At 42.0% G+C, this 26,406-nt stretch carries 21 protein-coding genes and 2 riboswitches; of the genes, 14 read left to right on the plus strand and 7 right to left on the minus strand.

The window, feature by feature from the left end; genetic code table 11:
• The first annotated feature begins 15 nt into the window (after positions 1-15).
• A complete protein-coding gene (locus tag V7D18_RS05995; RefSeq protein ID WP_426152407.1) occupies positions 16-1,029 on the plus strand; it encodes a virulence RhuM family protein in 1,014 nt (337 codons plus the stop codon).
• 181 nt (positions 1,030-1,210) lie between these two features.
• On the opposite strand, the gene V7D18_RS06000 is transcribed toward V7D18_RS05995, so the two are convergent.
• Positions 1,211-1,402 carry a 4Fe-4S binding protein gene (locus V7D18_RS06000; protein ID WP_426152409.1) on the minus strand — a complete coding sequence of 64 codons (192 nt, stop codon included), beginning with the start codon at positions 1,400-1,402 and terminating at the stop codon, positions 1,211-1,213.
• Between the two features lie 120 nt (positions 1,403-1,522).
• Between V7D18_RS06000 and V7D18_RS06005 the strand changes: the two genes are divergently transcribed.
• Entirely contained in the window at positions 1,523-2,377 is an 855-nt protein-coding gene (locus tag V7D18_RS06005) for an MBL fold metallo-hydrolase (protein WP_426152411.1), read from the plus strand.
• A 25-nt stretch (positions 2,378-2,402) separates the two neighbouring features.
• Here the strand turns inward: V7D18_RS06005 and V7D18_RS06010 are convergent, their stop codons facing one another.
• Complete coding sequence (locus V7D18_RS06010; RefSeq protein WP_426152413.1) at positions 2,403-3,281, minus strand: LysR family transcriptional regulator; 879 nt, start codon at positions 3,279-3,281, stop codon at positions 2,403-2,405.
• 141 nt (positions 3,282-3,422) lie between these two features.
• Between V7D18_RS06010 and V7D18_RS06015 the strand changes: the two genes are divergently transcribed.
• Together V7D18_RS06015 and V7D18_RS06020 are read left to right on the plus strand one after the other, a co-directional pair.
• Positions 3,423-5,048, plus strand: coding sequence for an FAD-dependent oxidoreductase (locus V7D18_RS06015; protein ID WP_426152415.1), 1,626 nt, complete (start codon positions 3,423-3,425; stop codon positions 5,046-5,048).
• Positions 5,049-5,076: 28 nt separating this feature from the next.
• A complete protein-coding gene (locus V7D18_RS06020; RefSeq protein ID WP_426152417.1) occupies positions 5,077-6,027 on the plus strand; it encodes a 4Fe-4S binding protein in 951 nt (316 codons plus the stop codon).
• 16 nt (positions 6,028-6,043) lie between these two features.
• On the opposite strand, the gene V7D18_RS06025 is transcribed toward V7D18_RS06020, so the two are convergent.
• Both V7D18_RS06025 and V7D18_RS06030 read right to left on the minus strand, forming a co-directional pair.
• The gene (locus V7D18_RS06025) at positions 6,044-7,858 is read right to left on the minus strand and encodes a cache domain-containing sensor histidine kinase (protein WP_426152419.1); all 1,815 of its coding nucleotides are present in this window, start codon (positions 7,856-7,858) and stop codon (positions 6,044-6,046) included.
• Positions 7,855-8,595, minus strand: coding sequence for a response regulator transcription factor (locus V7D18_RS06030; protein WP_426152421.1), 741 nt, complete (start codon positions 8,593-8,595; stop codon positions 7,855-7,857). The genes V7D18_RS06025 and V7D18_RS06030 overlap by 4 nt, the downstream gene beginning before the upstream one ends.
• A gap of 227 nt (positions 8,596-8,822) precedes the next feature.
• Here V7D18_RS06030 and V7D18_RS06035 point away from each other — a divergent pair, with 227 nt between their 5' ends.
• From V7D18_RS06035 to V7D18_RS06060, 6 genes are all read left to right on the plus strand, one after another.
• The gene (locus tag V7D18_RS06035) at positions 8,823-10,184 is read left to right on the plus strand and encodes an ABC transporter substrate-binding protein (RefSeq protein ID WP_426152423.1); all 1,362 of its coding nucleotides are present in this window, start codon (positions 8,823-8,825) and stop codon (positions 10,182-10,184) included.
• A gap of 86 nt (positions 10,185-10,270) precedes the next feature.
• Positions 10,271-11,203 (plus strand): carbohydrate ABC transporter permease, encoded by a 933-nt coding sequence (locus tag V7D18_RS06040; RefSeq protein WP_426152425.1) that lies wholly within the window; start codon positions 10,271-10,273, stop codon positions 11,201-11,203.
• Entirely contained in the window at positions 11,203-12,045 is an 843-nt protein-coding gene (locus V7D18_RS06045) for a carbohydrate ABC transporter permease (protein WP_426152427.1), read from the plus strand. Before V7D18_RS06040 ends, V7D18_RS06045 begins: the two co-directional genes overlap by 1 nt.
• Complete coding sequence (locus V7D18_RS06050) at positions 12,042-13,892, plus strand: DUF2264 domain-containing protein (protein WP_426152429.1); 1,851 nt, start codon at positions 12,042-12,044, stop codon at positions 13,890-13,892. Before V7D18_RS06045 ends, V7D18_RS06050 begins: the two co-directional genes overlap by 4 nt.
• Positions 13,893-13,911: 19 nt before the next feature.
• Complete coding sequence (locus V7D18_RS06055) at positions 13,912-15,039, plus strand: glycoside hydrolase family 88 protein (RefSeq protein WP_426152431.1); 1,128 nt, start codon at positions 13,912-13,914, stop codon at positions 15,037-15,039.
• A 44-nt stretch (positions 15,040-15,083) separates the two neighbouring features.
• Positions 15,084-16,199 carry a glycoside hydrolase family 88/105 protein gene (locus V7D18_RS06060; protein ID WP_426152433.1) on the plus strand — a complete coding sequence of 372 codons (1,116 nt, stop codon included), beginning with the start codon at positions 15,084-15,086 and terminating at the stop codon, positions 16,197-16,199.
• 3 nt (positions 16,200-16,202) lie between these two features.
• Here the strand turns inward: V7D18_RS06060 and V7D18_RS06065 are convergent, their stop codons facing one another.
• Positions 16,203-17,105 carry an alpha/beta hydrolase gene (locus V7D18_RS06065; protein ID WP_426152435.1) on the minus strand — a complete coding sequence of 301 codons (903 nt, stop codon included), beginning with the start codon at positions 17,103-17,105 and terminating at the stop codon, positions 16,203-16,205.
• Between the two features lie 295 nt (positions 17,106-17,400).
• Positions 17,401-17,474, plus strand: a riboswitch (glycine riboswitch).
• 9 nt (positions 17,475-17,483) lie between these two features.
• Positions 17,484-17,578, plus strand: a riboswitch (glycine riboswitch).
• 101 nt (positions 17,579-17,679) lie between these two features.
• On the opposite strand from V7D18_RS06065, the gene V7D18_RS06070 reads away from it, so the two are divergent.
• Positions 17,680-19,044, plus strand: a complete 1,365-nt coding sequence (locus V7D18_RS06070) for an alanine/glycine:cation symporter family protein (protein WP_426152437.1) — start codon at positions 17,680-17,682, stop codon at positions 19,042-19,044.
• A 4-nt stretch (positions 19,045-19,048) separates the two neighbouring features.
• On the opposite strand, the gene V7D18_RS06075 is transcribed toward V7D18_RS06070, so the two are convergent.
• Both V7D18_RS06075 and V7D18_RS06080 read right to left on the minus strand, forming a co-directional pair.
• A complete protein-coding gene (locus V7D18_RS06075; protein WP_426152439.1) occupies positions 19,049-20,383 on the minus strand; it encodes a serine hydrolase domain-containing protein in 1,335 nt (444 codons plus the stop codon).
• On the minus strand, positions 20,376-22,640 hold the full coding sequence (locus V7D18_RS06080; protein WP_426152441.1) for a helix-turn-helix domain-containing protein: 2,265 nt from the start codon (positions 22,638-22,640) through the stop codon (positions 20,376-20,378). The genes V7D18_RS06075 and V7D18_RS06080 overlap by 8 nt, the downstream gene beginning before the upstream one ends.
• Before the next feature lie 340 nt (positions 22,641-22,980).
• Here V7D18_RS06080 and V7D18_RS06085 point away from each other — a divergent pair, with 340 nt between their 5' ends.
• The 3 genes from V7D18_RS06085 to V7D18_RS06095 are packed head-to-tail and all read left to right on the plus strand — an operon-like array spanning position 22,981 to position 26,400.
• Complete coding sequence (locus tag V7D18_RS06085) at positions 22,981-24,573, plus strand: extracellular solute-binding protein (RefSeq protein WP_426152443.1); 1,593 nt, start codon at positions 22,981-22,983, stop codon at positions 24,571-24,573.
• An 18-nt stretch (positions 24,574-24,591) separates the two neighbouring features.
• Entirely contained in the window at positions 24,592-25,551 is a 960-nt protein-coding gene (locus V7D18_RS06090) for an ABC transporter permease (protein ID WP_426152445.1), read from the plus strand.
• 12 nt (positions 25,552-25,563) lie between these two features.
• On the plus strand, positions 25,564-26,400 hold the full coding sequence (locus V7D18_RS06095) for a carbohydrate ABC transporter permease (RefSeq protein ID WP_117416657.1): 837 nt from the start codon (positions 25,564-25,566) through the stop codon (positions 26,398-26,400).
• Positions 26,401-26,406 lie beyond the last annotated feature (6 nt).

The raw sequence follows: 26,406 nt of genomic DNA on the forward strand, positions 1-26,406 counted from the left end.
CGAGGTGGATGTGTAATGAAAGAATTTCCATTTTTACTTTATCGTGCGGAGCAGGAGGATATTTCAATCAATGCAGTTATTAAAGATGAGACTATCTGGCTGACTCAAAAGGCTATGGCAGATTTGTTTGGAGTACAGCCACCAGCAATTAGTAAACATTTAAAAAAGATATTTGAAGAAGGCGAATTGGATGAAAAAGTGGTTGTTTCCAAAATGGAAATAACCACTTCACATGGCGCAATTCCAGGAAAAACACAGACAGGAGAAGCGAATTTTTATAATTTAGATGCAATTATATCCGTAGGATATAGAGTGAATTCTAAAAGAGCCACCAATTTCCGAATATGGGCATCTGGTGTATTGAAGGAATATATGACCAAAGGGTTTGCGATGGATGATGAACGATTAAAACAAGGGAAAACTGCCTTTGGAAAAGATTATTTCAAAGAGTTGCTTGATAGAGTTCGTTCCATCCGAGCGAGTGAACGTCGCATTTGGCAGCAGGTTACTGATATTTTTGCTGAATGCAGTATAGACTATGATAAAAACGCTGAGATCACACATCATTTCTATGCAATGGTGCAAAATAAGTTCCATTATGCTATTACTGGACAAACTGCAGCAGAAATTGTTTATACAAAAGCAGATCATAGCAAAGACAATATGGGGCTAACTACATGGAAAAATGCACCTGATGGCCGTGTGCTCAAGTCGGATGTATCCGTTGCGAAAAATTATTTGGATGAGAAACAAATCCGAAGTCTGGAACGTGCAGTTTCAGGATACTTTGACTATATTGAAGATCTTATTGAACGTGAAAATACATTTACAATGGAAGAATTTGCGTCAAGTATTAATGAATTTTTGGCTTTTCGAAGGTATGATATATTACCAGACTTGGGAAAAGTATCAAGCAAAACAGCAAAGGAAAGAGCAGAAAAAGAATATGATGAGTTCAATAAAAATCAAAAGATAATTTCTGACTTTGATATGGAAGTAAAGCGTTTGATAGAAAAGGGAAAGATATAAAGAGTTAATAAAGTAAGGGGTAAAATAACTAACATCGTAAATACAAATATGTACAAAACAGGTTGATATCAGAAGGACTTAAGAGCAGACTTCATAAATGAAACTCGCATCTTGTAATGCGGGGGAAAGTTTCTTTCAAGAGAATCTGCTCCTAAGTCCAAATGATTTCTAAATATGAAAATCAGGCTAATCGCAGCGCATTCATTGGACAAAATCTGGTGCATTTACCGCAGCGGATGCAGGCTTCCATATCCACGGTGGGAGCCTGGAACCCGTTTTGCTTTAAGGCACCAACCGGACAGATACGGACGGAGGGGCAAGGGTGATTCTGGGGGCAGTTTTCTTTTATAACAACAAGGGTTTGTGTATTCATTGTTTTTCCTTCTTTCCATGAGTGGGTTGTTTACGTTCCTATTATAAAAAAAGTGAAGCATGATGTCTGTAACAACATCACACGAGATGAGAAAAATTTTCAATAACTGAGAGGAGAAATATGAAAATTAAAATAATCGGTTCAGGGGGATGTGTCAGCATTCCGAGACCATTATGCCAATGCAGAATATGCAGAGAAGCCAGAATAAAAGGTGTTCCCTATGCAAGATGTGGCTGCAGTCTGTATCTAGAAGATTTAAACTTATTAATTGATACGCCGGAAGATATCAATGCAGCATTAAACCATGCAGATGTAAAAGAAATTGATACCATATTATTCAGTCACGCAGATCCGGATCATACCATGGGAATCCGGGTGATTGAACAGTTGAAGATGGACTGGCTGGCCCGGTCTGTGGGGATAACCTGCGGCCATCCTCTGACAGTAGGGGCAATGCCTGAGATTATAAAGGAGCTGAGACGCCAGTGCAGCAAGTATGGTTCCATGCTGGAATATTATGAAGACATGGGACTTGCAAAAGTCGGGAATATGAACCATATGGACAAAAACGGGATACATATTGAGCTTGTACCGGTTGATGAAAGCGGTACAGTAACGGTTTTTGTAATAGGAAATCATCATCAGAAAGTGATATATGCACCCTGCGACGTGAAACCATTTCCGGATCATCTCCTTTTTTATAAAGCCGAAGTTCTGATTATTGGCAATACCATTGTGGGAGATCAGTTAAAGGATGGGTTTGTGCTTGAAGAAACAAATGATCTGCGTAAAGAATTATTTGTTATGAAAGAGATTGTTGAATTGAAGGACAAATATCAGATAGGAAGAGTGATAATTACCCATTTAGAAGAAGACTGGGGAAAATCCTACGATGACTACTTAAGGCTGCAAAAACAGTATGATGGGATTGAATTTGCCTATGACGGCATGGAAATCCTGCTTCCTACGTCATAGAAAGCAGGAAACTCCCGCTGGCTCTCTATTTCATGGACTTAGCAGCCTCCTTGAAATCAGCCATCTGGGAGTTAAAGGAGTGACACACATTATAGCAAAGATAAAAGTACCGGTTCATGGGCATATCCTTAATTGGACGGGCATGGATAACTTCAGACAGGGAAGTGCTCTTTACATAGCGGGTGGAGATAACTCCGATTCCGAGGTTGCGCGCTACGCCGTCAAGAATGGCAGATCCGCTGTAGGATTCCCATTTTACACAGTAGGGAATGTGGCGGGTCTGCATGAGGTTTTCGAAAATGGAGCGTGTTCCGCTGCCAATTTCCCGCAAAATAAATTCGCAGTTATATAAATCCTCGGCCCTGATCACGTCCTTTCCTGAAAAAGGATGATCTTTGCTGTAAATCAGCTGCAGTTCGTCTTCCATAATCGGTTCTGTATGAATCTTATCATTTAATATCACACCTTCTACAAGTGCGATATCAAGCTCATTGTGAATCAGGCGGTGTTCCAGTATCTTTGTATTTTCTATAAAAACAGAACAGGAGATGTCCGGATGGCTTTTTTTCAGTTTCTGTATAATGTCACTGATCATGGTATCTCCTATGGTTAAGGTGACACCGACCCGCAGAGGACGGATGACAGCAGTATTTTTCATGGACTGGTTTAAAGTCTCATAGCTGTTTAATACATTCAGAGCTCTGTCCCAGAAAAGCTTTCCCATGGGTGTCAGCTCCAGCCGCCTGGGATATCTCTTAAAAAATGTCGTTTCGTATTCCTTCTCCAGATCTGCAATAATCTGACTTACCGTAGGCTGAGATAAGTAGAGACGTTTGGCCGCTTCGCTCATTTTTAATGTCTCCGCCACCGCTATATAAGTTCTCAGCTGTTTTAATGTTGCCATTTTATTCCCCCCTTTCATCTGGTATAGAAAAAACCAATATCATGCTTTAGATAATACTATTTTACGGTACAAAAAACAAGTGCTATGATATTGATAATAAATAATCAATTTTTTCAGAAATAAATTATAAGGAGAAAAACGATGAAGGTGATTGTACTTGGCGGTGTTGCTGCAGGAACAAAGGCAGCTGCAAAGCTTATGCGGGAAGACAGAGAAAATGAAGTGATCATTTTGAATAAAGGAGAAAACATTTCTTATGCAGGCTGCGGACTTCCGTATTTTGTAGGAAATGTGATTCCCGGGAAGGAGCAGCTGATCGTCAATACCCCTCAGAAGTTTGAGAAACTCACAGGGGCAAAGGTATTCGTTCGCACAGAGGCAACAAAAGTGGACCGTGAAGGAAAAACGGTGACAGCGGTTAATCTGGAGACTGGAGAAGAAACGGTTTATCACTATGACAAGCTTGTAATTGCAACCGGAGCAAGTCCGGTTATTCCGCCTGTTGAGGGAAGCGAACTTCAGAATGTATTTACCATGAGAACGCCTGAGGATGCCATTCGGATTAAGGATCTTGCGGTAAATGGAGGAATAAAGAAGGCTGTTGTGGTTGGTGCAGGCTATATCGGTCTGGAACTGGCAGAGAATCTGGCAGCGGAAGGGATCAGGCCATTTGTAGTGGATATGGCGCCTCAGATTCTTCCCGGTTTTGATCCGGAGGTTTCTGATTATCTGGAACGTAAAATTGCTGATGCAGGAATTCCTGTTGTGACAGGGGTGAAGGTAACCGCTTTAGAGGGCGATGGAAAAGTTGAGAAGGTAGTAACGGATAAACGTGCCTATAAAGCAGATATGGTTGTTTTCTGTGCAGGAATCAGACCCAATACAGAATTCCTGGAGGGTACCGGAATCGAGATGTTTAAGGGAACCATTATCACCGATTCTCAGGGAAGAACCAATGATAAGGATATTTATGGGGCAGGAGACTGTGCCATGGTGAGAAATGCCATCACAGGAAAACCGGCATGGTCACCCATGGGATCAACGGCCAATATCAGCGGAAGGCTCATAGCGCAGAATATTACAGGAGAAGAGCACACCTACCGCGGCGTTCTGGGTACGGCAGTGTGTAAGCTTCCAGGACTGAATGCCGGCAGAACCGGACTGACAGAGGCTCAGGCCATAGAGGAAGGGTTTGATGCAGCCAGTGTGATCACGGTGGTGGATGACAAGGCGCATTATATGCCGGGTGCTTCCTATTTTATTATTAAGATGATCGCTGATAAGAAAACGCTCCGCCTTCTGGGTGTTCAGGCAGTTGGCAGCGGGGCAGTTGATAAAATTGTGGATATGGCAGTGACTGCGATCATGTGCAAAGCGGATTTAAATGATCTTGCTGATATGGATCTTGCATATGCGCCTCCATTTTCTACAGCAATCCATCCATTTGTACATACCTTAAATATTTTACTTAATAAGTTAAAGGGCGATTTAAAATCCATGACTCCTGCGGAATACGCAAAGGGAATGGCAGAAGGTTATAAGCTGGTGGATGCCGGGCAGGTTCCTTCTGTTCCAGGAGCGATGCATGTGGAATTAACAGAGGTAGACGGACTTATAGAAGACCTTGATAAGGAGGATCATATTCTTCTGGTCTGCAACAGGGGAAAGCGTGCCTATCTGCTTCAAAACCGGCTTGATTACTACGGCTACAAACATACGAGGGTGCTGGAAGGCGGAATTACTTTTACAGAAGTGGAAGGTTCATAAATAAAAAGAATACAGGAGCGGTAGAATTATGTCATGCACATTAAAACCGGATGAGATTAAGAGGGTTAAAGCGCTGGGTTTTTTAAATAATAAGGGAACGGATTTATTTAACGGTCGTGTAATTACGGTAAATGGTAAAATAACAGCAGATCAGACAGCTGCCATTGCTAAGGCAGCAAGAAAGTTCGGCAACGGAGACGTAGAATTTACATCACGTTTAACAGTAGAGGTAAGAGGAATTCATTTTAATGACATCGAGGCATTTCGCAGCTGTCTGGCAGAAGCGGGACTGGAGACAGGAGGAACCGGATCACTGGTGCGCCCGGTTGTATCCTGTAAGGGAACCACCTGCCAGTATGGGCTGTATGATACCTTTGATTTATCGGAAAAGATTCATGAGCGGTTCTACAAGGGTTATCACACGGTAAAGCTGCCTCACAAATTTAAGATTGCCACAGGAGGCTGTCCCAATAATTGCGTAAAGCCCAATTTAAATGATCTGGGCATCGTCGGTCAGATGATTCCCAGTGTAGACGAAGATATGTGTAATGGCTGCAAGAAATGCCAGGTTGAAACGGCATGTCCCATGAAAGCGGCAAAGCTTTCCGACGGCCTGATTGAAATCGACCAGGAGATCTGCAACAACTGCGGACGATGCATAGGAAAATGCCCCTTTGATGTGATTGAAGAGGGGACACCTGGATTTATTGTGTACATCGGAGGAAGATGGGGGAAAAAGATAAACCACGGCAAAGCTCTTGGCAGGATTTTTAAGAGCGAGGAGGAAGTGCTGTCTGTGGTTGAGAAGACCATTCTTCTGTTTCGGGAACAGGGGCAGACTGGGGAACGGTTTGCAGATACCATTGAGAGGATTGGCTTTGAGAATGTAGAAGCCCAGCTTCTTTCCGATGACATTTTAAGCAGGAAGCAGGAAATCCTGGATGCAAAGCTGCATCTGGTGGGCGGTGCCACCTGCTAAGGTTAAGGAACTGCTTTTAATTCAGGGGAAGCAGGAAGTATACCAGAGTATATTTTCCATAGACGCTTTTTAACTGCAAACCTGCTTTGTCTCCATAAGCCAGTGTCAGCCGGAGATTCGTATTGGTAAGACCAATGTGGTCTGCACAATCTCCGGAAGCGTTTCCAAGCCGATTGTGGATATCCTGCAGTTTTTCCGGAGTAATACCAACTCCATCATCCAGAATATAGATTAAAATGGAATTTTTCAGTTTACGAATTCCTGTCCAGATGGTTCCTTTGCCTTCTTTTTCCTTAATTCCATGATAGATGGAATTTTCCACAAGAGGCTGAAGAATCATCTTTTTTATGGAGTAGATGGTACAGGATTCATCAATGCGGTAATGAATGTTAAAACGATCGGTATAACGGCTTTTCATAATATCCAGATAGGTCTTTAGATAGCCGATTTCTTCCCTTATGGTAACAGTTTCCTGGGGATCGCTTAAGGAATAGCGCATGACAGAGGAAAGGTTTGATACCATGGAACTGCAGGAATTTTCCGATGAAGTCAGCCGCACCGCCTCCCAGTAGATAATGTTTAAGGTATTATGGAGGAAATGAGGGTTGATCTGGTGCTGAAGTGCCTGCATTTTTAAAGTCTGCATTCGGTAATCCCGTTCTGAAGCCTGAATTTTCAGGTATTTCTGGTCAAGAAACAGGCGGATGATGTTGAGCATAATATATTCAAATGGATTAGCAGCGTTTCCATTCATCTGGTCAAAATACTTCTGGGCTTCATCTGGATTGCTGAATATATCAATTATGCGGTTGATATATAAATACTCGCGGTTGGTTTTGTAAAAAGCCAAAGCAAAGGACAATATAATGGCAGAAAATGTCAGAAGAAGATAAGTACCGGACAGATTTCTGGTTGTTTTGTAGATTTCACTGGAGGGAGTAAACGTAAAATAGGTGAGGCCATTGGTCCGGGGAGATTTTAAATAAGCGGCTTTATTGTATACGTTCCCGTTCTTTAAATCAAACAGGTGGTTTTCCTTTTCCTGGGTGAGTTCCGGAAAAAGGGTATTGAGCTCCTGTCCTGGGGTAGAAGACTGGCTGTTGGTATAAATAACATTCCGGCTGGAGTCAACGATATAGACGCTCTGTTTCTCGTATTGCAGCATAGTTTTAAAATACTGATCCAGTTTCGTTAAATTATACTCAAAAGCGATAAGTCCGGCTGGTTTTAGGCCTGAGCGGGTGTAAAGCCGCTGGTAGATCATCAGAGAATCAACAGAGTTTGAGGAATAAGAGGTCTGCTTTTTATGAACCTCCATCCATATGTCTTTATTTCCTGAATGCTCATAGGTCTGTATAAACCCTTTCTCATCGGGGGAAGTGACGGTCTGAATCGCACCTTTCTGAGGAAGATAGATCCGGTTGTTATCATTTTCATAGTAGACATAGATATTTTCAATATACTGATCCGTATAAATCAGATTTTGGAAATATAGGGACAGGTTTTCAATGTTTTTTATAGAATCCAGAGATAGGGAATGCTCGTTAAAAGCTTTTTTTAACTGAATAGTGACTCTTGGGTTAGAAGAAAAAAATATATTGGCATTGTCAATGTGTGAATATAGTAAATCCATGGTTTTTTCCAGTTGCCGTAGTGTCTGATAGGTACTTTTTTCGATGGCAGTTGTGTTGTCTCTGGTGGACTGTACCACACTATAAGGACCGATCATCATGATAGGTATTAAAAGGAGCAGACTGTTTGTAAGCAGGCTTTTGGAGAAAAATTTATAACGAATGGAACGTTTTTTTTTCCATAATATTTTATATATCATTGCTGGTTCCCCATTCTGTTTCTGTATTCCGTAGGAGTGATTCCAAAATACGCCCGGAAAGCCCGGGTAAAATTATTGGAGTTAACATACCCTACCATACTGCTGACGTGATAAATTTTTATGGACGGATCCTTAAGGAAGACCGCAGCCTGCTTCATTCTAATTTCAAGTATGTGGTCAGAAAACGTTTTATTCGTTTTCTGTTTGATCAGCTGACTGAGATAGGATGGATTTAAATACATAGACTGGGATAAATCTGCCAGTGACCCGTCTCTGTAATTTTTTGTACAGTACTCCAATACTTTTTTCATGGTTTTATCGCTGTGATCACCTGTGAAGGAGGTATTAACCTGATATTTTTCATCCAGCTCTTCCCTGATTCTTCCAAAAATTTCTTTTAATTCTCCAAAGCTTGACGGTTTTAAAGCGTAATAGCGGACGCCATATTTAATTGCCTCCTGTGCATATTTAAAATCATCATGGGCACTTAAGAAAACCACCAATGGCTTGTGTCCTTTCATATCAGATATGGCTTTTGCCAGATCAATTCCATCCATAACAGGCATGCTGATATCTGTAAATACAACATGCACTATTCCAGACAGGATAGCTTCCAATGCCTCTTTCCCGTTGCCGGCCTGTCCGCATAGTTCAAATCCCAGCTCACCCCATGGAAAACAGGTAGCCAGAATATTACGGGAGCTCACTTCATCATCTACAACCAGTAACTGATACATAAAATCCCCCTGTTTGTCTGACTTTCATTACAGTTCTTGAAATCTTAGTATAACAAAGAAGAAAATTCTTTGCAAGAAGGGAGCAGAATCTATAAAATAATGATAGTTTTGTAAAATAAAGATAGAATATCAGGATATCCACAGCAATAGGCGACGTAGTTTTAATTATGCCGGTTTATGGTATGATTATTTAGAAATACATCTTAAAGATTAAGAGGAGGATTTTTATGAGAAAACAATGGAGAGGGGTTCTTTCACTGGCCGCGGCAGCAGCTCTTACTGTATCCTTAAGTGCCTGCAGCTCATCGTCAGGAAACGGTACAACTACCACTGTGGCTGACAGCAGTGCTTCACAGACAGAATCACAGTCAGGAGAAAGCAGTGTGCCGGTCACATTAAGATTTGCATGGTGGGGAGGGGATTCCAGGCACGAGGCAACTTTAAAAGCTATCGAACTCTATAAAAAGAAGCATCCAAATGTAACAATTGAAGGTGAGTACCAGGGATATGACGGATACTATGAAAAGATGATGACTACCTTATCAAGTGGGACTGCTCCGGATATTTTTCAGTTTTCCAGAGACTGGATTGCAGATGTACAGGATGCAAAGCATTATCTCGCAGACTTGTCTGCACTTCCCGTTGATCTTAAAACATTAAAAAAGGATACGATTGAAAAATCAGGAATGTACAATGGAGAGCCGGTAATGTTTCCCTGCACGGTAGGCGGTCAGGTTCTTTATGTCAATACAGATTTTGCTTCCAGATTTGGTATTGATACCACAAAGGAACTGACGTGGGATGAATTAAAGACGCTTGGTAGCAAAGTTCATACAGAGGATCCGGATTCATATCTCATGACAGCTGATATTGATGTTTTAAATCGTCTGATTGTACTGGAGTACATTGCTCAGCAAACAGGAGAGAGTCTGGTAAACCAGGATACCTATGAACTGAATTTTACCGAAGAGCAGATGGCAGCTTCATTAAAAAATGTATTGGAACTATATGAAACAAATACACTGGAGCCATTTGGTGAAGCAGCTGTTTTTGTGGGACAGATGGATCAGAATAACAAATGGGTAAATGGTAAAATCGGTATGCTATTAGACAACACCGGTTCCGCACCCAAATACGAATCCTCCACAACGAGCAAAATTGATGTCATGAAGATACCAGTACAGGAACAGGCAGTTTCCAGTGGTGTGGATTTTTCAAGCAATATGGGGTTCTGCATTAATGATAATTCCAAGGCAAAGGAAGAAGCGGCCAGATTCTTAGACTTTATGCAGAATGACCCGGAAGCAATTGAGATTTTACAAACGACAAGAGGCTACTGTCCGACTGAGATTGCTGAAAAAACTCTGGAAGAAAAAGGACTGCTCAATCAGACACAGAAAAAAGCGGTGGCTTTGTGCCAGCCTGATTCATATAATATCAACACTATAAGCGCTAATACCGAACTGGAAACCATTCGTAAGGATATCATCCAGGAGGTAATTTACGGAGATATTACACCTGAGGAAGGTGCAAAATCCATTGTTGATCAGTATCAGGAAGTGCTTTCTACATTGAAAGCCGAGAAATAACAGACGCTTAGGCAATTGAATCAGGGGATACTGGATTCTGTCAGTGTATTGACTGGCCGGTATCCCTTTTTTGTTGGAGGAAATTCATGAAAAACTCATATTCGAATCACACAAATGCCCCCTGCACTGTAAGAAAATATCCGAAAAACTGGAAGTGGGGTCTCATCTTTATTGCTCCCTGGATTATTGGATTTGCACTGCTTCAGGCATACCCGCTGATAATGTCCTTATATTATTCATTTACAGATTTTTCTATTTTAAAAGACGGAAAATGGATCGGGTTTAAAAATTACAGGGATTTATTCACCAAAGATAAATATTTCTGGAAAGCTTTTTTAATTACCATTAAGTACTCACTCATGTCTGTACCCATGAAGCTGATTATGGCACTGGCCATTGCCATGATACTGAATATGAAATTGAAGGGAATTAACATTTTCAGAACTGTTTATTACCTGCCATCAATTATGGGAGGAAGTGTGGCAATATCAATTCTGTGGAAATTTATGTTTATGAAGGAAGGCATGGTAAATAAGGCTCTTTCTGTTATTGGTATACCGGCTGTAGACTGGCTGGGAAGTCCTGATATTGCTTTGGTTTCTATCAGTCTTCTGGTGGTATGGCAGTTCGGATCTTCAATGGTACTGTTTCTTGCAGGATTAAAAAACGTTCCTACAGAACTGTATGAAGCGGCGTCCGTAGATGGTGCGACAAAATGGAGACAGTTTTTTTCCATTACCCTGCCCATGATTACTCCAATTGTTTTCTTTAATCTTATGATGCAGATTATTCATGCTCTTCAGGAGTTTACCTCAGCCTTTATTATTACCAATGGCGGTCCCAATCACGGTACTTACCTGATGGGAGTAAAGATATACGAAGACGCATTTAAAAATCTGAAGATGGGATATGCATCTGCATCCTCATGGATTCTATTTTTAACAATACTTGCTGTTACACTGGTAGTATTTAAGTCTTCAGATGCCTGGGTATTTTATAATGACGGAGGTACAGACTGATGAAAATAAAAAACAAAAATAATACGATTGCTTATATCATCCTGATTTCCATCGGTATATTTATGATTTATCCGCTAATCTGGCTGTTTTTTGCCTCTTTTAAGGATAATCAGGAACTGTTTGGAAAACTCACTCTTTTTCCACGGCAGTTTTCCATGTCACCGTATCTGAGAGGCTTTAGAGGGAGTGGTCAGTTCACGTATTCCACTTTCTACTGGAATACACTGAAACTGGTAGTTCCTACGGTAGTTCTGACCGTTTTATCAACCGGAGTGGTTGCATATGGATTTGCCAGATTCCGGTTCCCTGGGAAAAAGCTATTCTTTCTTCTGATGATTTCCACCCTTATGCTGCCGGATTCCGTTGTTGTCATACCAAGATATGTGGCTTTTAATAAGTTTGGCTGGGTGGATACCTATATGCCGTTTTGGGCGCCTGCACTTTTGGCCTGCTATCCGTTTTTTATTTTTATGCAGATTCAGTTTTTAAGAGGAATTCCAAAAGAACTGGACGAATCAGCATATATAGATGGCTGCAGCCCTCTGATGGTGTTTATAAAAGTCCTTTTTCCATTAATGAAACCGGCTGTTTTTTCCGTAGTCATTTTCCAGACACTTTGGAGATGGAATGATTATTTTAATAATCTGGTCTATATCAGCAGTGTTAAGAATTTTACCCTGTCGCTGGCTTTAAAGATGTCAATAGATGGTCAGGGGTCATCAACTCCGTGGAATCAGGTGCTTGCCATGTCATTCGTATCAATGATACCACCCATACTTCTTTACTTTTTTGCTCAGAAATATTTCGTGGAAGGAATTACTTCAGGAGGTGTGAAAGGATGATGGAGAGGTTTGCGGGTTTTAATACAAGGGAAGAAACGGCATTAAGCCTTTTAGTCCTCATTCGTCCCTTAAAAAAATATTTAAGCCCTGGACGGGGATTCTTAAATATTTGTCAAACCGGAGTGCATTACGGCAGCAGAGTAGCTGGAATGGAGGGATTTGCAAGAATTCTTTGGGGACTCGGTCCCCTTTTTTCCTGTGCTGCTTCTTATCAGAATGATCAGATCTGTAATGAGGCAGCAGAATGGAAAGAGATAGTTCTGCAGGGAATTTCTGCAGGAACAAATCCAGAACACATAGAATATTGGGGAGAGATCACCGATTTCGACCAGAGAATCGTGGAGGCAGCTGCGATTGTCGTAATGTTTGCCTTAAATCAGGAAATGTGGAACGAATTTCCGGATTCTGTGAAAAAAAATATCTACCATTGGTTAAATCAGATGAACTGTTGTGAAATGCCGAAAAATAACTGGAGGTTTTTCCGAGTCCTCACCAATATGATTTTCCGCCTTTTAAATCTTCCATATTCAGAGGAGCGGGTAAGTGAGGACAAGGAGCTGATAGAAAATTCCTATGTGGGAAATGGCTGGTATGTGGATGGAGGAAAGGACAAGATGGATTACTACATTGCCTTTGCCTTTCATTTCTATGGCCAGATTTATGCTTCTTTTATGGAAGAACTGGATCCCGAATGGTCCCGTATTTTAAAGGAACGCCGGGAAATATTTTTCCGGGATTATATATATATGTTTGCCAATGATGGTACCAGCGTTCCTTTTGGAAGAAGTCTGACTTACCGCTTTGCCCATGTCAGCTTTTTTAGTGCCTATGCATTTCTGGGCGGGGGTTCTCTGGATTATGGAGTAATAAGAAATCTGATTTGCGGGAATTTAAAAAACTGGTTTGAGTCGTCCATTACAGATCATGGAGGAGTAATGACAGTGGGGTATCAATACCCCAATCTGATTATGAGTGAACATTACAATGGGGGCGGATCACCATTCTGGGCTTTGAAAGCCTTCCTCGTGCTGGCATTGCCGGAAGATCATGAATTCTGGAGAGCGGAACCGATATCGTTTCCTTATGAAAAACAGAAAAAACTTTCTATTCCACATATGATTGTGACTCATGACCAGGATGAAACAGTCATGGCTTATGTGGCAGGTCAGCACTGTCCGGGGAATCATGGTCATGTGTGTGAAAAGTATGAAAAGTTTGTTTATTCCAACCGATTTGGATTTAGCATTTCAAGAGGTCATGAGTTAAACGATGGTGCTTTTGATAATACGATTGCTTTTTCCCATAGTGGAGAGAATCGCTATACAATGATGAATGGCTGTTTATGCTATGAAGCAGAGGAAGACTCTCTTCGTGTAAAATATAATCCCATAAACGGAGTAACAGCGGAAAGTATAATTGTACCTTGTTCCCCATGGCATGTAAGAATTCATCGGATTACCTGCGAACAGGAGATTGATGTATCAGAAGGAGGATTCTGTCTCCCTGCAGAGGATGAATCCGGAAAACGGTATGATAAGAGCCAGCTGTATCAGGGGGAAGGCAGAGCAGCTGCTGTATTGCCCTGGGGAATTTCAGGAGTTGTAAGTCTGACCGGAGGCGATGGAGAGGTACTTCAGTGCTTTCCTAATACGAATCTTTTATATCCTCTTACGGTTATGCCTCTGGTGAAGCATCATCTGAAAAAGGGAAGTCATATACTGGTCAGCTGTGTATTTGGCGATATGTCAGAAGACCGGGAGCTTAGATGGAGTCAGATGCCAGAAGTGAATTGGCAGGAAGAGAACATCACTGTGGAATGGAATGGGAAGTTTATAAAGATTGTATAGGAGAGATGGAGGAAAAAACATGAGATCGGAAATTCAGCACTGGGCAAATGAGGTGGAAACGAAGATACTTGATAAGCTGGAGCAGGTTGCAGAGAGGAGCGTACATAAAATCCCTTATTCAGCAGCAGATGGGAGTTTTGATGATTGCTCTGGTCAAAAGATCGGTTGGTGGACCAATGGTTTTTTTGCCGGAATGATGTGGTTTTTATATGACAGGAGAAAAAACAGCCAGGCATTAAAAAATGCATTGGAGATAGAAGAAAAACTGGATGCCAGTTTTCTGGTTTATGATTTTATGGATCATGACAACGGGTTCAAATGGCTTCCTACGGCAGTGTTTGATTATAAGCTTACAGGATCAGAAGCTTCATTGAACCGGGGGCTTCTTGCAGCTTCCAATCTGGCAGGAAGATATAATCCCGAAGGAAAATTTATCCGGGCGTGGAATGACCGGGCTGGTCAGGATCACAGAGGATATGCGATCATTGACTGTATGATGAATCTTCCCCTGCTCTATTGGGCTTCTGACTGTACAGGAGATCCACGATTCCTGCAGATTGCAGTAAATCATGCAGATACAGTCGTGAATAGTTTTATCAGGCCTGACGGGTCAGTGGCTCATATTGTAGAATTCGATCCGGTCACCGGCAGGCGGATCAGAAGTCATAAAGGTCAGGGATATGAAGATGGATCATCCTGGACCAGAGGTCAGGGCTGGGGAATTTACGGATTTGCACTCAGTTACAGGCATACAAAAAAACAGGAATATCTGACAGCAGCATGCAGGATTGCGGATTATTTTCTGGATCACATACCAGAGAACGGGTTGATTCCCATTGATTTTAATCAGCCAGACTCCTGTACATGGGAAGATTCTTCTGCCGCTGCAGTTGCTGCCTCAGGACTTTTGGAATTGTCTGGTCTGGTTCAGGCCAGTGATCAGGAACGGTATGAAGAGGCGGCTGTCAGACTTTTAGAGGTTCTTTCCCAACAACGATGCAGATGGGAAACAGAGGTGGATTATTTCCTGGATTGCTGCTCCGCTTCTTATAAAGAAGCAGTGCATGAGTATCCGATCATATACGGTGATTTTTATTTTATTGAAGCAGTTCTTAAGATCAATCAGCATGCCATTGATATATGGTAGAAGAAGCTTCATTCATATAATCAGAAACAGATCAGGAGAAACGAATGGATAATCTGACGAAACAGGAAATCAAAATGAAATTAAATCTGGTGGTAGAAAAGCTTCTTCATTTGGAAGAGGATAAGGAAAAGACGGTAGAAGAAAGTGAGACCACGGGATATTTTAAAAGAGATTTTGGCATTCAGGAATGGGATTGGCCTCAGGGTGTAGGACTTTATGGAATTACTAAGATGTTGAAATCCAAGGAAGATGAGGAACGCAGGCAGTTTCTTCTGAATTGGTATCAGCTGAATTTAAAAAACGGATTGCCTTCAAAAAATATCAATACAACGGCTCCATTGCTGGCACTTATTGAACTAAACGAATCTTGGAATAATCCGGAATTTGAAGCGCTTACACTTAACTGGGCCAAGTGGCTGATGGAAAGCCTCCCAAGGACCAGAGAAGGAGGCTTTCAGCATGTAACCAGCGCAAACGGAGACCGTCAGGGTGTCCGCCTCAATGATAACCAGATATGGATCGATACCATTTTCATGACTGTCCTCTTTTTAAACCGAATGGGCTTAAAATATGGACGGAGTGACTGGGTAAGTGAATCAAATTATCAGATGCTGATTCATATTAAATATCTGTGTGACAAAAAGTCCGGTTTGTTTTATCATGGCTGGAATTTTAATGGCAGCCATAATTTTGGCAAAGTGTTTTGGTGCAGAGGCAACAGCTGGTTTACAGTGGGAAGTCTGGAATATATTGAAATGTTCCATGGAACAATGGAAGAGGGAATAAAGAGAATTATTACAGAAACCTATAGGAACCAGGTTGAGGCATTGACCGCGCTGCAAAGCAAAAGCGGTTTATGGAATACTGTTTTAGATGATCCGGACAGCTATGAGGAAGTTTCTGGTTCAGCAGCCATTGCTGCTGGAATTATAAAAGGAATACGTATGGGAATTCTCGACAGTAAATATTTAGAGTGTGCCAGGTCTGCAGTGGCAGGCATTCTTCAAAATATAGGGGCGGATGGAACGGTTTTTTCTGTTTCCGGAGGGACAGGAATGGGGGAAGACAGGGAACATTATAAAAATATCCTTATTTCCCCCATGGCCTATGGTCAGGCTTTAGTGATATTAGCACTTTGTGAGGCTTTAGACATGATCTAAATCTTATGAAAGAGGAATCAATTTTTTCAGCCAGGCTTCGGCCAGGTTAAACCAAACTTCATCCTCGGGAAGGATCTGGTTTGGAGCGTTGGCTGTTACATGATTTGCCAAAGCCAGCCCATGTTCGCCTTCCTGAAAGATATGGAGTTCATAGGGGACATGGTGTCTGGCCATTTCCAGGGCAAAGACCAGAGAATTCTCGGAATATACCAGCCCATCTTTTGATGTATGCCACAGAAAGGCAGGCGGAGTCTTTGAAGAGACAAAGCGGCTGGGGCTGAAGGTGTGAATGACATCCTCCGTAAGCTCTGTCTCTCCGGTCAGAGCCGTATTTGCCTGGTCCATAAAAGCAAACATCTCTTTTTTTGACTCATCTCCGGCTTCTTCGGCCGATTTCTCCTTCATCACCTGATAATCCAGCAGACCATAGGCAAGGATCAGCGCATTGGGACGGATCTCATCAGGACTGCATGGAGTGGGTAAAAGAGATTCCCCCAGTTCTTTTTCATGCCAGTGTACGCCAAGGCTTGCGGCCAGATGTGCGCCTGCAGAAAAACCGCAGATCCCAATTTTATCAGGATCAATAAACAGGCGTTCGCAATTCTTTCTTAAGTACCGGACAGTCTGAGCCAGTTCTTTTAGAGCGGTACTGGCTACGCCGGTTCGTTTTCCTTCCGGATCACCTGTTGTATATCTTAGTACAACTGCGTGATATCCCATGGATAAAAACTTAAAAGCAATCGGTTCTGCTTCCCGGTCCGAGGTAAAGAGATACCCTCCGCCAGGCGCAATTACCATCACAGGACGTTTTTTGCCAGGCAAAAGCTCTTTGGAATCCTCGATCAGATATGCAGTAAAAAATCCGGCGGATTCATTTTCATTAAATTTATGGGTTTGAATAATCAAAATGACAGCTCCTTCCTTTATAAGTATTATTTAATACATTGTAACAAATTATATACGCAATCACCAGTACAAAGATTGATCACAAGGCTTTCACAGAATGAAAATAATTATTTAAGCTGTATTTCAGGTTCTTATTATACAATGTCTCCATAAGAAAAATTCAAAAGTAGGAGTTGTTTTCTGGCACAGAAAGAAAAGAAAATGAAGTGCATGGAGAAAAGAAAGTAAAGTATCGGCTTGACATTCTTAAGAGGCTGTGTTAATGTGGTAAAGTAAAAAAGTACCATACCAACAAGTGAAGTTCGTAGGAAAATGACGATTGTCTGCCGAAGGAGTAACACTCTCAGGCATCCGGATTGCCGGATAAGGACTATGAATGGATGTGGCTCTGGAGAATCTCATGAATGAGTGCCGAAGGTGCAAGGCGCGGGAGACCGCGTTAATCTCTCAGGCAAAAGGACAGAGTTTAAGTTCAAACGTAAAGCGGCAGTGACGCCCTTATTTGTTTGCTTTCAGAGCCAAATCATCCTGTATGGTTTGGCTTTTTTAGTAAAAAAAAGAGAGGATCTATCACATGGAACAATTTACACAGCTGGTTGATAAAGTCAGCAGCATTGTCTGGAACAGCATTTTACTGTATCTGCTGGTGGGAACAGGTATTTTATTTACTGTGCGCACACGGTTTGTACAGGTCAGAAAATTCGGGGAAGGATTTAAGAGACTGTTCGGCAGTTTTAAGCTGAACGGCGAGAATGCAGGCAAAGATGGAATGTCTTCCTTTCAGGCTTTAACTACGGCAATTGCCGCTCAGGTAGGCACGGGCAATATTGCAGGCTGTGCAACAGCACTTTATTCCGGAGGACCAGGAGCAATATTCTGGATGTGGGTGAGTGCATTTTTTGGAATGGCAACCAACTATGGAGAGGCGGTCCTGGCTCAAAAATATAAAACAGTCAATTCCCAGGGAGAAGTAACCGGAGGTCCGATTTATTATATCAAAGCCCGTTTTAAAGGAACTGCCGGTAAGGTTATGGCGGTATTTTTCTCCCTGGCAATTATCTTTGCCCTGGGATTTACCGGCAATATGGTTCAGGCAAATTCCATAGGTCAGGCCTTTCAAACAGCTTTTGGCCTGAATCCTCTGATTGTGGGGATTCTGATTGCAGCGGTTGCGGCATTTACTTTTATGGGGGGTGTCAAGCGAATTGCTTCTCTGACAGAAAAACTTGTACCGGTTATGGCCGGATTTTATATTATAGGATGTCTGATTGTGCTGGTTATCAATCACAGCGCTCTTCTGCCTGCTCTTAGGTCCATTGTGATTGGAGCATTCCGTCCCCAGGCACTTCTTGGCGGTGCTGCAGGAATCGGTGTTCAGAAAGCCATGCGTTATGGTGTTGCAAGAGGGCTTTTTTCCAATGAGGCAGGTATGGGTTCTACTCCTCATGCCCATGCAATTGCTAAGGTAGAGAGACCCCAGGATCAGGGTGTCATGGCAATCATGGCTGTATTTATCGATACCTTTGTGGTTCTTAATCTCACTGCTTTGGTAATTCTTACCTCCGGCAGACTGGCTCCGGGAGTGGAAGGTGCGCCTCAGGGAACTGCTCTTGCCCAGGCTGCATTCAGTGAGGCATTTGGTTTCTTCGGGAATACGTTTGTAGCAATATGTCTTCTGTTTTTCGCATTTTCAACAATCATCGGATGGTACTTTTTCGGAGAGGTAAATGTGAAAGCGCTTTTTGGTGCAAAAGCAACGAAAGTCTATGCTTTGATTGTTGTGCTGTTCCTGGTTCTTGGATCATTTCTAAAGGTTCAGCTAGTATGGAATTTATCGGATCTCTTTAATGCACTGATGGTATTTCCAAACCTGATCGCTCTACTGGCCTCGTCCGGTATTGTAGCAAGAGCGGCCAGGGGAGAAGATATAATGAAATAGATTCCTACTCCTTTATGCCGGTTAAAAATCCGGTGAATTCATGGAACAGAGATTCTTCCACTTTTTTCATCCATACGGTTATGCAGTTCTCCGACAGACTTAAAAGGATGTGTATGGAACCGACGTATTCGCCCACCACGGAAACCGGGAGGTAAAGGGTTCTTAAGTCTGGCCACAGAGCTTTTACTGCAATCCTCTGTTCATAGCCATTTAAGATGCTCACATAAGGCTCTGTAAAGGAGAATGGGATTTTGTATGTCTTACCCGGTCCCCACAGGGTAAGACTGCCCTCTTTGGCATCAAAGGAAAGGGAGAGTCTTGTAAATCCCTGGCTTCCAGGCAGCAGCCGGTAAGAAGCATCGTGAAAGGAAGGACAGAAACAGGCAGGAGGATTGGGGACAGGGTTTAAAAACTCCTTTAGTTCATCATGAATGATATCCAGTATTTTCTGCTGTCCCCCTCTGATGTTCTGGGTATCTGCCGTAATGACTAAAACCGTATCCAGCTCCGGATAAAAAAGCACATACTGACCGCCCATCCCGTACATTGCAAAGCCGTTTCGGATCTGCCAGATCTGATAGCCGTATCCCTGCTTTTCATCCAGTGTCTGTCCAAAATGCACGGTGGGAACCTGAAAGGAAACTGCATCTCTTAAATAATCTGCAAAAATCCCGCTCCCATGCCGGATTGTATCCATACAGAATCTGCCAGTCTTTAATAAATCTCCGGGTAGGGCCATCAAACCGGAGCCTCCCATTTCGCTTCCAAACGGATCTTTTATGATATATGCCTCTTTGGAAAAATCCAGTTCATTCAGACATTTTCCCCTTAAATAATCAAGAACTCCTTTGCCTGTCAGTTTTTTTACAAGTGCTGCCAGTGTATGAGCGGAGGAAGTATCGTAAAGAAAGATTTCTCCGCTCTTGTGGGTGGGAGGAACTTTAAAAAAGCTCTCCACCCAGTTTTTCTTCCTGTCAATCTTATAAGTGGTTGCAGAGTGACAGGTCTGCATGGTCAGCATGTGCTTTATGGTCATGTTAAGAAGCCAGGGACTTGTTTCTTCCCCGCTTAAATATTCAGGAAAATATCCAGTTATGGGATCTGTAAGGGCAATCAGTCCGTCCTCCAGAAGGTATCCCACAGCCAGGGCGCAGAAGCTTTTGGTGATGGAGAACATGCGGTGTAAGTCCGATTGTGTATAGGGGGCCTGATAGTTCTCTGTAAGAAGATTTCCGCCCTGTTCAGCAAGAAAACTGTGAATGGGCAGACCGCTTTCTTTCAGCCGGAGCCAGAGCCATTCCATGCGGTCCTTAGATGGTACGTGATTGTTGTTAAGCATTTATCTTATCCCTCATTTCTTTTGGAGATACACCATAGTTCTTTTTGAATGCTCTACGGAAGGAAGCAGCATTGTTATAACCAAGATACTGGTACAGCGTGGAAAGGCTGGTATCAGTCTCCAGTATAATCTCCCTGGCTTTTGCCATTCTGAGCCGCTCTAAATAGGTAGAGAAGTTTTCGGACACCTCTTTTTTAAAGAGATAGCTGAAATAGTTTTCTGAGATTCCAAATTCATCGGATATTTTAGTCAGGCAAAGGTCGGAATCATGGTAATTATTGATGATGTAATCCTGTATTTTAATAATCAGTTCGTTACTTTCTGTATCTGTGCCGCAGATATCACAAAGCTCAAAGGAAATGGTCTTTAAGCTGTCAAGGCTCATCTCTCCTTCAAACTGCTTGTCAATCATATCTAAAAGTCTGAGTTTTTCTTCATCCAGTCCCTCTTCCGAAATAGCATGCCTCTTCTTAAAGACAGTGGCCCGGATATCGGATAAAAGCCATTTCTGCTGGGTGAAGGAAAGACTGCGTATGTTAGAATTCTCATTCCGGATCAGCTTAAATAGCTCCCTTACCTGATCTTTATTACCGGTAGAGATAAAGCCGCATAACTGAATGGATAAGCTTTCGGGAAAATAATATACATCATTTGATTTGGCAAAATCGTTGCAGCTTAAAATATATTTTTCCGTAGTGGTAATCGATTTTGCATCTTTTGCCTGTTGATAGGATTTCCATGTATAGGATATCAGGCCGTTTCTGCCTCCTAATCCGCCCCTGATCCAGATTCCGTACTTTTCAAGAAGTTCCCTGTGCATGGCGAGGAAGACGTCTCTGTCTCTGTTTAACACCTGCTCAACCTGCATGGATTTATCAGAGGCGATCAGTACGGCAAATGCCCGGTCTGAAGGCTTGTAAATATACCCGGTATCAGGATAATAGCGATGTAGCGCTTCTCTTACCAGCATATCGTAATTTTCAAAGCAAAGCTCTAAATCCTTGGCGCAGATGTCAGATTCCTCTGACGGAGATACTTCTGTATATAAAACGTGAAATTTGGTATCGGGCCGTTCCAGACCAAGCTCATCTATGATATACTGCATCTCTATGTTATTGGTGATGCTTCCTTCCATGATTCGTCTCATGTAGGATTCCGCAACAACCGGCTTCTGCTTTTCCACAAGAAGATTCAGAGAGCTGGCCAGTGATTCCTTCAGGTTCAGTTCGTTGGACAGCTTTATAACCTTGCGGTTGCCAAAGGATGAAAAGATCACTGCCAGAATTCCTCCAAGAATTATGGCTGCCAAAGTAACGGTTGTAAAGAAGCGCTGATAGGGGGTAATGGAGTAGTAGGCCTTCTCTTCTGGCTGTATCAGGTAGTAATTCCAGTTATTATAAGAAGAAGTCACTGTGGTGATTAGCATTTCCTCCCTGTCTTTTACCTGGGTAAAATGTGCAATATTATGGTCAAAGGCCATATTTTTCAGTGTGTCATACTCAATAACAGGACCGCCTCCGGAAAGAAGAAACACCTGATTGCCGTTTTTGTCATAGGCAACCAGATATCCATCGTTATAAAAGTTGATATTGGAAAAATAATTCATAATTTTATCGTGGTCAAACTGATAGCAGATCACGGAGCTGCTGTGATTGGCGACCTGGGAGAGCGACGTCAGAGGGTATATATACAGAAAGTTCTTTGACGAGGCACCGAGCTGATCAAATGGAATAAATTTGTTCCAGTAAGCCGGATCCACCAGTATTTTTGATAGCTGAGCCGGATCGATGGGATACTTCGTATTATGCCAGATGAAAAAATCGAAATCCGAAAAAACGATGGGAGAGATGGCATAGCTGGATTTCTCAATATAAATAAAAGAGTTGTTGATTGGCAGCAGAAGTTCCACTGGTGTAATGGATGACTTGAAACTTTGCTGGGTCTTATAACCAAGATAATAAAAGGAAGAATCTTCACTGTTTTTTTTGTTAATCAGGTTATTAAAAAGGCTGTTGGCCGTTATCTGCTTCACTGATGCATTCGTCAGTTCCAGCGTATTGTCAAGCTGCGTGACAGAAGCAGACAGACTGAGCCGGTTCTGCTGATAGATACCGGTCTTTACCTGACGGTAAGAAAGTGAGTAAAGGATAACTCCAATCACGAGAATGATCGCCAGGATTAAAGTATAGGACAGCATCAGCTGATTTTTGTAGGACATATTTTTATTGTGTTCTAATGTAAGTCTGCGATTTTTCATATGCACCGTTCCTTTTTTCATATTAAAAATTATAGTATGAAATGGTGTTAAAATCAATGAGGTTCACCCCTTTACATTAAGATCTGTACATAGAACGTAAAATATGTACTCAAAAACGATCTCTGTCACTTCATATATAATTATGTCAAACCACGTACGGACTAAAATATGCAATATAAAATGTGCATAATAAACCACATGGAAAACAAGCTGTTTAGAGAAAAATGAACAACGATAGTAAATTATGTGCGTTGATATTGTGTGTCTGGAGTGCTATGATGGCAGTGCAAAAAAGGTGCGCACCACCAAATAACAAAACAATTATATTGGGAGGTTCTAAATGAGAGTTAAAAAAATGCTTGCAGCTGGTATGGCGGTTACCATGGCTGCTTCTGTGGCTTTAAGCGGCTGTTCTTCAACCGGAAAATCAGGAGCTGAGGCAACAAGTGCCGGGGCAAATACGGAAAGCGGTTCTTCTGCGGGAGAAAGTAAGGCGGAGAGCGATATCAAAAAGCCTGAGAAGATTACCATCATGGTAAATGGAACAGTTACAACCAAACCAAATAACAGAGATGCATTTGAAAAAAGATGGGAAGAGCTGACAGGTATTGATTTAGAAATTATACAGCCTGATCATGATGCGTACTTTGATGTTCTGGGTCAGACATTCGCCTCCGGTCCTGAGAACTGGCCGGATGCAATACTTCTTCAGGGAAGCTTCTATACCGGATATGCGGAGGAAGGTGCTCTCTGGGATATGACAGAAGCATGGAATAATTCCGAACTGAAATCCTCCGGCCGTTTTACAGGAGATGCAGTTGTTGATAACATGAAAATTGATGGTAAACTTTATGGATTTCCGGTTACCAGAGGAAACGGCTGTGTTACGTATGTAAAGAAAAAATGGCTGGATAATGTAGGATTACAGGCACCTACAACTTATGATGAGTATTTAAACATGCTAAAAGCGTTTACAGAAGGAGATCCTGACGGCAATGGAGTAAATGGGGATACCTATGGTTTATCGGCAGCCGGTTTCATTGGAACAGAAGAACCGTGGACCAATTATCTGCCTGAGTTTTATCAGGACGCATACCCATCCTTTGCAAAGGGAGAAGATGGTGTCTGGTACGACGGATTTACAAAGGATAATTTTAAGGCCGCACTGCAGCGTATGAGAGATGCCTATGCGGCAGGTTATATTGATAAGGAAACATTAACCAATGGTACAAAAGACTGCCGGAATAAGTTTTATGAGGATAAGTTCGGTGTGTTTACTTACTGGGCAGGTACCTGGGGAACCAACTTAAAGAACAATCTGGAATCAAACGGTCATGACAGCGAGCTGATTGCATTAAAGCCGATCAAGGAAGTTGGTACTTATGTAGAAAGAACTTCTCCGGTATGGGCAATTACTTCTTCCTGTGAAAATCCTGAGGGCGTATTCAAATATTTCATCGAATCCATGCTTGATGGCGGTGATCTGCAAATGCTCTGGTCCTATGGTGTAGAAGATGTTCACTGGTCAAAGAAAGCGGAAACAGTTCTTGATAAGACCTATAAAGAGGGTGAGTTCCATTTAAGAGAGAGCCTTGAAAACCCTGGCACACAGTACACCAAGCAGCATCTTGATCCGATGCTTGCCATCGCAACCTGGGAGGGTGATCCGGGAAAGGATGCGGTTAAAGAAGAGGCTAAAAACTCTCAGACTGTATTTAATGAAAACTGCCGTCAGGCGACCATTACCCCTTCTACAGAAGAAATGGCTACGTATAACGGAGATTTAATGACACTGAAAAAATCAATTATTGCAGATGTTGTGGTACAGGGTACTTCTGTTGAAGAGGCATTTAAGCGTTTCGAAAGCGATGGCGGAGCGAAATGGTCACAGATGATTGTGGATTCACTTAATAAGAAAGAATCAGCAAAATAGATTTAGAAAGGTTTTCCTATGAATAAAAAGATGAAAGGGCCTGCAGCGAATGCTGCAGGCGAAAATAAACGGCCGCTGCTTGTTTCACTCCGATATTACAAGGGATTTTATCTGATGTTTCTTCCAGTTCTGATTTTTGCGCTGGTGTTTCATTACCTTCCCATGCTGGGGATCAGATATGCCTTTTATTCCTATAAAGGAATTAAGGAGCCAGTATTTATCGGTCTGGCACATTTTGAAAAGATGATGAATATGCCGGGCTTCTGGAACGCATTTGGAAGTACCATCACATTAAGTATTGTGAAGCTTCTGTTAAATACCATTATGGCCGTTGTGCTTTCTCTTATGCTCAATGAGCTGCGGTCTGTAACTTTTAAAAAGATCACACAGACAATTGTGTATCTGCCCCATTTTATGTCATGGGTTGTTACGGCATCTGTATTTACTCTGATTCTTTCTCCTACCAGTGCAGGTCTTTTAAATGCTGTGCTGATTAAACTTGGAATTTTAAATGAGGGAATTTATTATCTTGGAAACCAGAGCTGGTGGCGGCCGATGTATTATGTCATTAACGTCTGGAAGGATACAGGCTGGGGGACAATTATCTTCATGGCAACACTTTCCGGAATTAATCCGGAGCTTTATGAGGCAGCTTCCATGGATGGAGCGGGCCGGTTTAACAAGCTGCGTTACATAACCATACCGGCTCTTAATAATACCATTATTACAGTACTGATCTTAAATCTGGCAAAGGTTATGAACTTGTTTGAATCTGTATTCGTATTGCAAAACGATGCGGTACGCCAGCAGGCAGATGTACTTCAGACTTATATTTACACACAGACATTTAATTCCGGCGCTCTGCCTGATTACGGCTATACAACAGCAGTAGGTCTTGTTTCCTCGATGGTAGGCTGTTTCCTTGTTCTTATCTGCAACAAGGCCAGCTATAAAGTTCGCGGAAGAGGAATTGTGTAGGGAGGAGAAAACATGAAAAAGAAAGCAACCGCATTTGACTATATGCTGGTGATCATATTCGTACTCATAAGTCTTATCATGATTATCCCGATCTACAAGGTTTTAATTGACTCGTTTGATTTAAAGACAGCTTATGGTATGAAACTGTTTCCGGAAAAGTTTGGTTTTGCAGGTTATATTTCTGTATTTACCAATCCGACTTTGTATAAACCGTTTCTGGTATCTATTTTTACGACTATAGTGGGGACGATTACGGGACTTACTGTAGCAACACTGGGCGCTTATGTGCTGATTCAGTGGAAAATGCCAGGAAGAACGCTGCTTGCAAATATTATGCTGTTTACCATGATCTTTAATGGCGGTATGATTCCCACTTATCTGATTATGAAGTCATTTCATCTGACCAATACCTTATTTGTGGTAATCCTTCTTCCTGCTATTAATGTTTATAATATGGTGCTTATGAGAAATTTCTTTGAGGGAATTCCGGCCAGCTTATTTGAATCGGCAGAAATTGACGGCTGCCCCCCCATGGGAATATTTCTAAAAATTGTCCTTCCGTTATCAAAGGCAGCACTTACCGCAATCGGTCTGATGTATGCGGTATCTTACTGGAATGACTATACCAATTATAAACTTTATATTACGAATGAAAATCTATATAATTTCCAAATGAAGTTAAGATCTGTTATAATGGGAAGTGATTTGCCCCAGGCGATCGGCGGCGCAACTGAGAACACAGTAAAAAACGCAGCTGTTATTGTAGCAATTCTTCCCTTCATGATCATATATCCATTCTGCCAGAAGTATTTTATCCAGGGCGTTAATATCGGCGCTGTAAAAGAGTAACGGTCA

Source organism: Lacrimispora sp. 38-1 (genome assembly GCF_049890855.1).
GTDB lineage: Bacteria > Bacillota > Clostridia > Lachnospirales > Lachnospiraceae > Lacrimispora.

Bases quoted from the DNA above. Each gene is read 5' to 3' on its own strand.
- V7D18_RS06090 (WP_426152445.1), top strand. From the start codon at position 24,592: ATGAATAAAAAGATGAAAGGGCCTGCAGCGAATGCTGCAGGCGAAAAT.
- V7D18_RS05995 (WP_426152407.1), top strand. From the start codon at position 16: ATGAAAGAATTTCCATTTTTACTTTATCGTGCGGAGCAGGAGGATATT.
- V7D18_RS06045 (WP_426152427.1), top strand. From the start codon at position 11,203: ATGAAAATAAAAAACAAAAATAATACGATTGCTTATATCATCCTGATT.
- V7D18_RS06025 (WP_426152419.1), bottom strand. From the start codon at position 7,858: ATGATATATAAAATATTATGGAAAAAAAAACGTTCCATTCGTTATAAA.
- V7D18_RS06075 (WP_426152439.1), bottom strand. From the start codon at position 20,383: ATGCTTAACAACAATCACGTACCATCTAAGGACCGCATGGAATGGCTC.
- V7D18_RS06005 (WP_426152411.1), top strand. From the start codon at position 1,523: ATGAAAATTAAAATAATCGGTTCAGGGGGATGTGTCAGCATTCCGAGA.
- V7D18_RS06035 (WP_426152423.1), top strand. From the start codon at position 8,823: ATGAGAAAACAATGGAGAGGGGTTCTTTCACTGGCCGCGGCAGCAGCT.
- V7D18_RS06000 (WP_426152409.1), bottom strand. From the start codon at position 1,402: ATGAATACACAAACCCTTGTTGTTATAAAAGAAAACTGCCCCCAGAAT.
- V7D18_RS06070 (WP_426152437.1), top strand. From the start codon at position 17,680: ATGGAACAATTTACACAGCTGGTTGATAAAGTCAGCAGCATTGTCTGG.
- V7D18_RS06050 (WP_426152429.1), top strand. From the start codon at position 12,042: ATGATGGAGAGGTTTGCGGGTTTTAATACAAGGGAAGAAACGGCATTA.
- V7D18_RS06095 (WP_117416657.1), top strand. From the start codon at position 25,564: ATGAAAAAGAAAGCAACCGCATTTGACTATATGCTGGTGATCATATTC.
- V7D18_RS06015 (WP_426152415.1), top strand. From the start codon at position 3,423: ATGAAGGTGATTGTACTTGGCGGTGTTGCTGCAGGAACAAAGGCAGCT.
- V7D18_RS06080 (WP_426152441.1), bottom strand. From the start codon at position 22,640: ATGAAAAATCGCAGACTTACATTAGAACACAATAAAAATATGTCCTAC.
- V7D18_RS06020 (WP_426152417.1), top strand. From the start codon at position 5,077: ATGTCATGCACATTAAAACCGGATGAGATTAAGAGGGTTAAAGCGCTG.
- V7D18_RS06060 (WP_426152433.1), top strand. From the start codon at position 15,084: ATGGATAATCTGACGAAACAGGAAATCAAAATGAAATTAAATCTGGTG.
- V7D18_RS06085 (WP_426152443.1), top strand. From the start codon at position 22,981: ATGAGAGTTAAAAAAATGCTTGCAGCTGGTATGGCGGTTACCATGGCT.
- V7D18_RS06040 (WP_426152425.1), top strand. From the start codon at position 10,271: ATGAAAAACTCATATTCGAATCACACAAATGCCCCCTGCACTGTAAGA.
- V7D18_RS06055 (WP_426152431.1), top strand. From the start codon at position 13,912: ATGAGATCGGAAATTCAGCACTGGGCAAATGAGGTGGAAACGAAGATA.
- V7D18_RS06030 (WP_426152421.1), bottom strand. From the start codon at position 8,595: ATGTATCAGTTACTGGTTGTAGATGATGAAGTGAGCTCCCGTAATATT.
- V7D18_RS06010 (WP_426152413.1), bottom strand. From the start codon at position 3,281: ATGGCAACATTAAAACAGCTGAGAACTTATATAGCGGTGGCGGAGACA.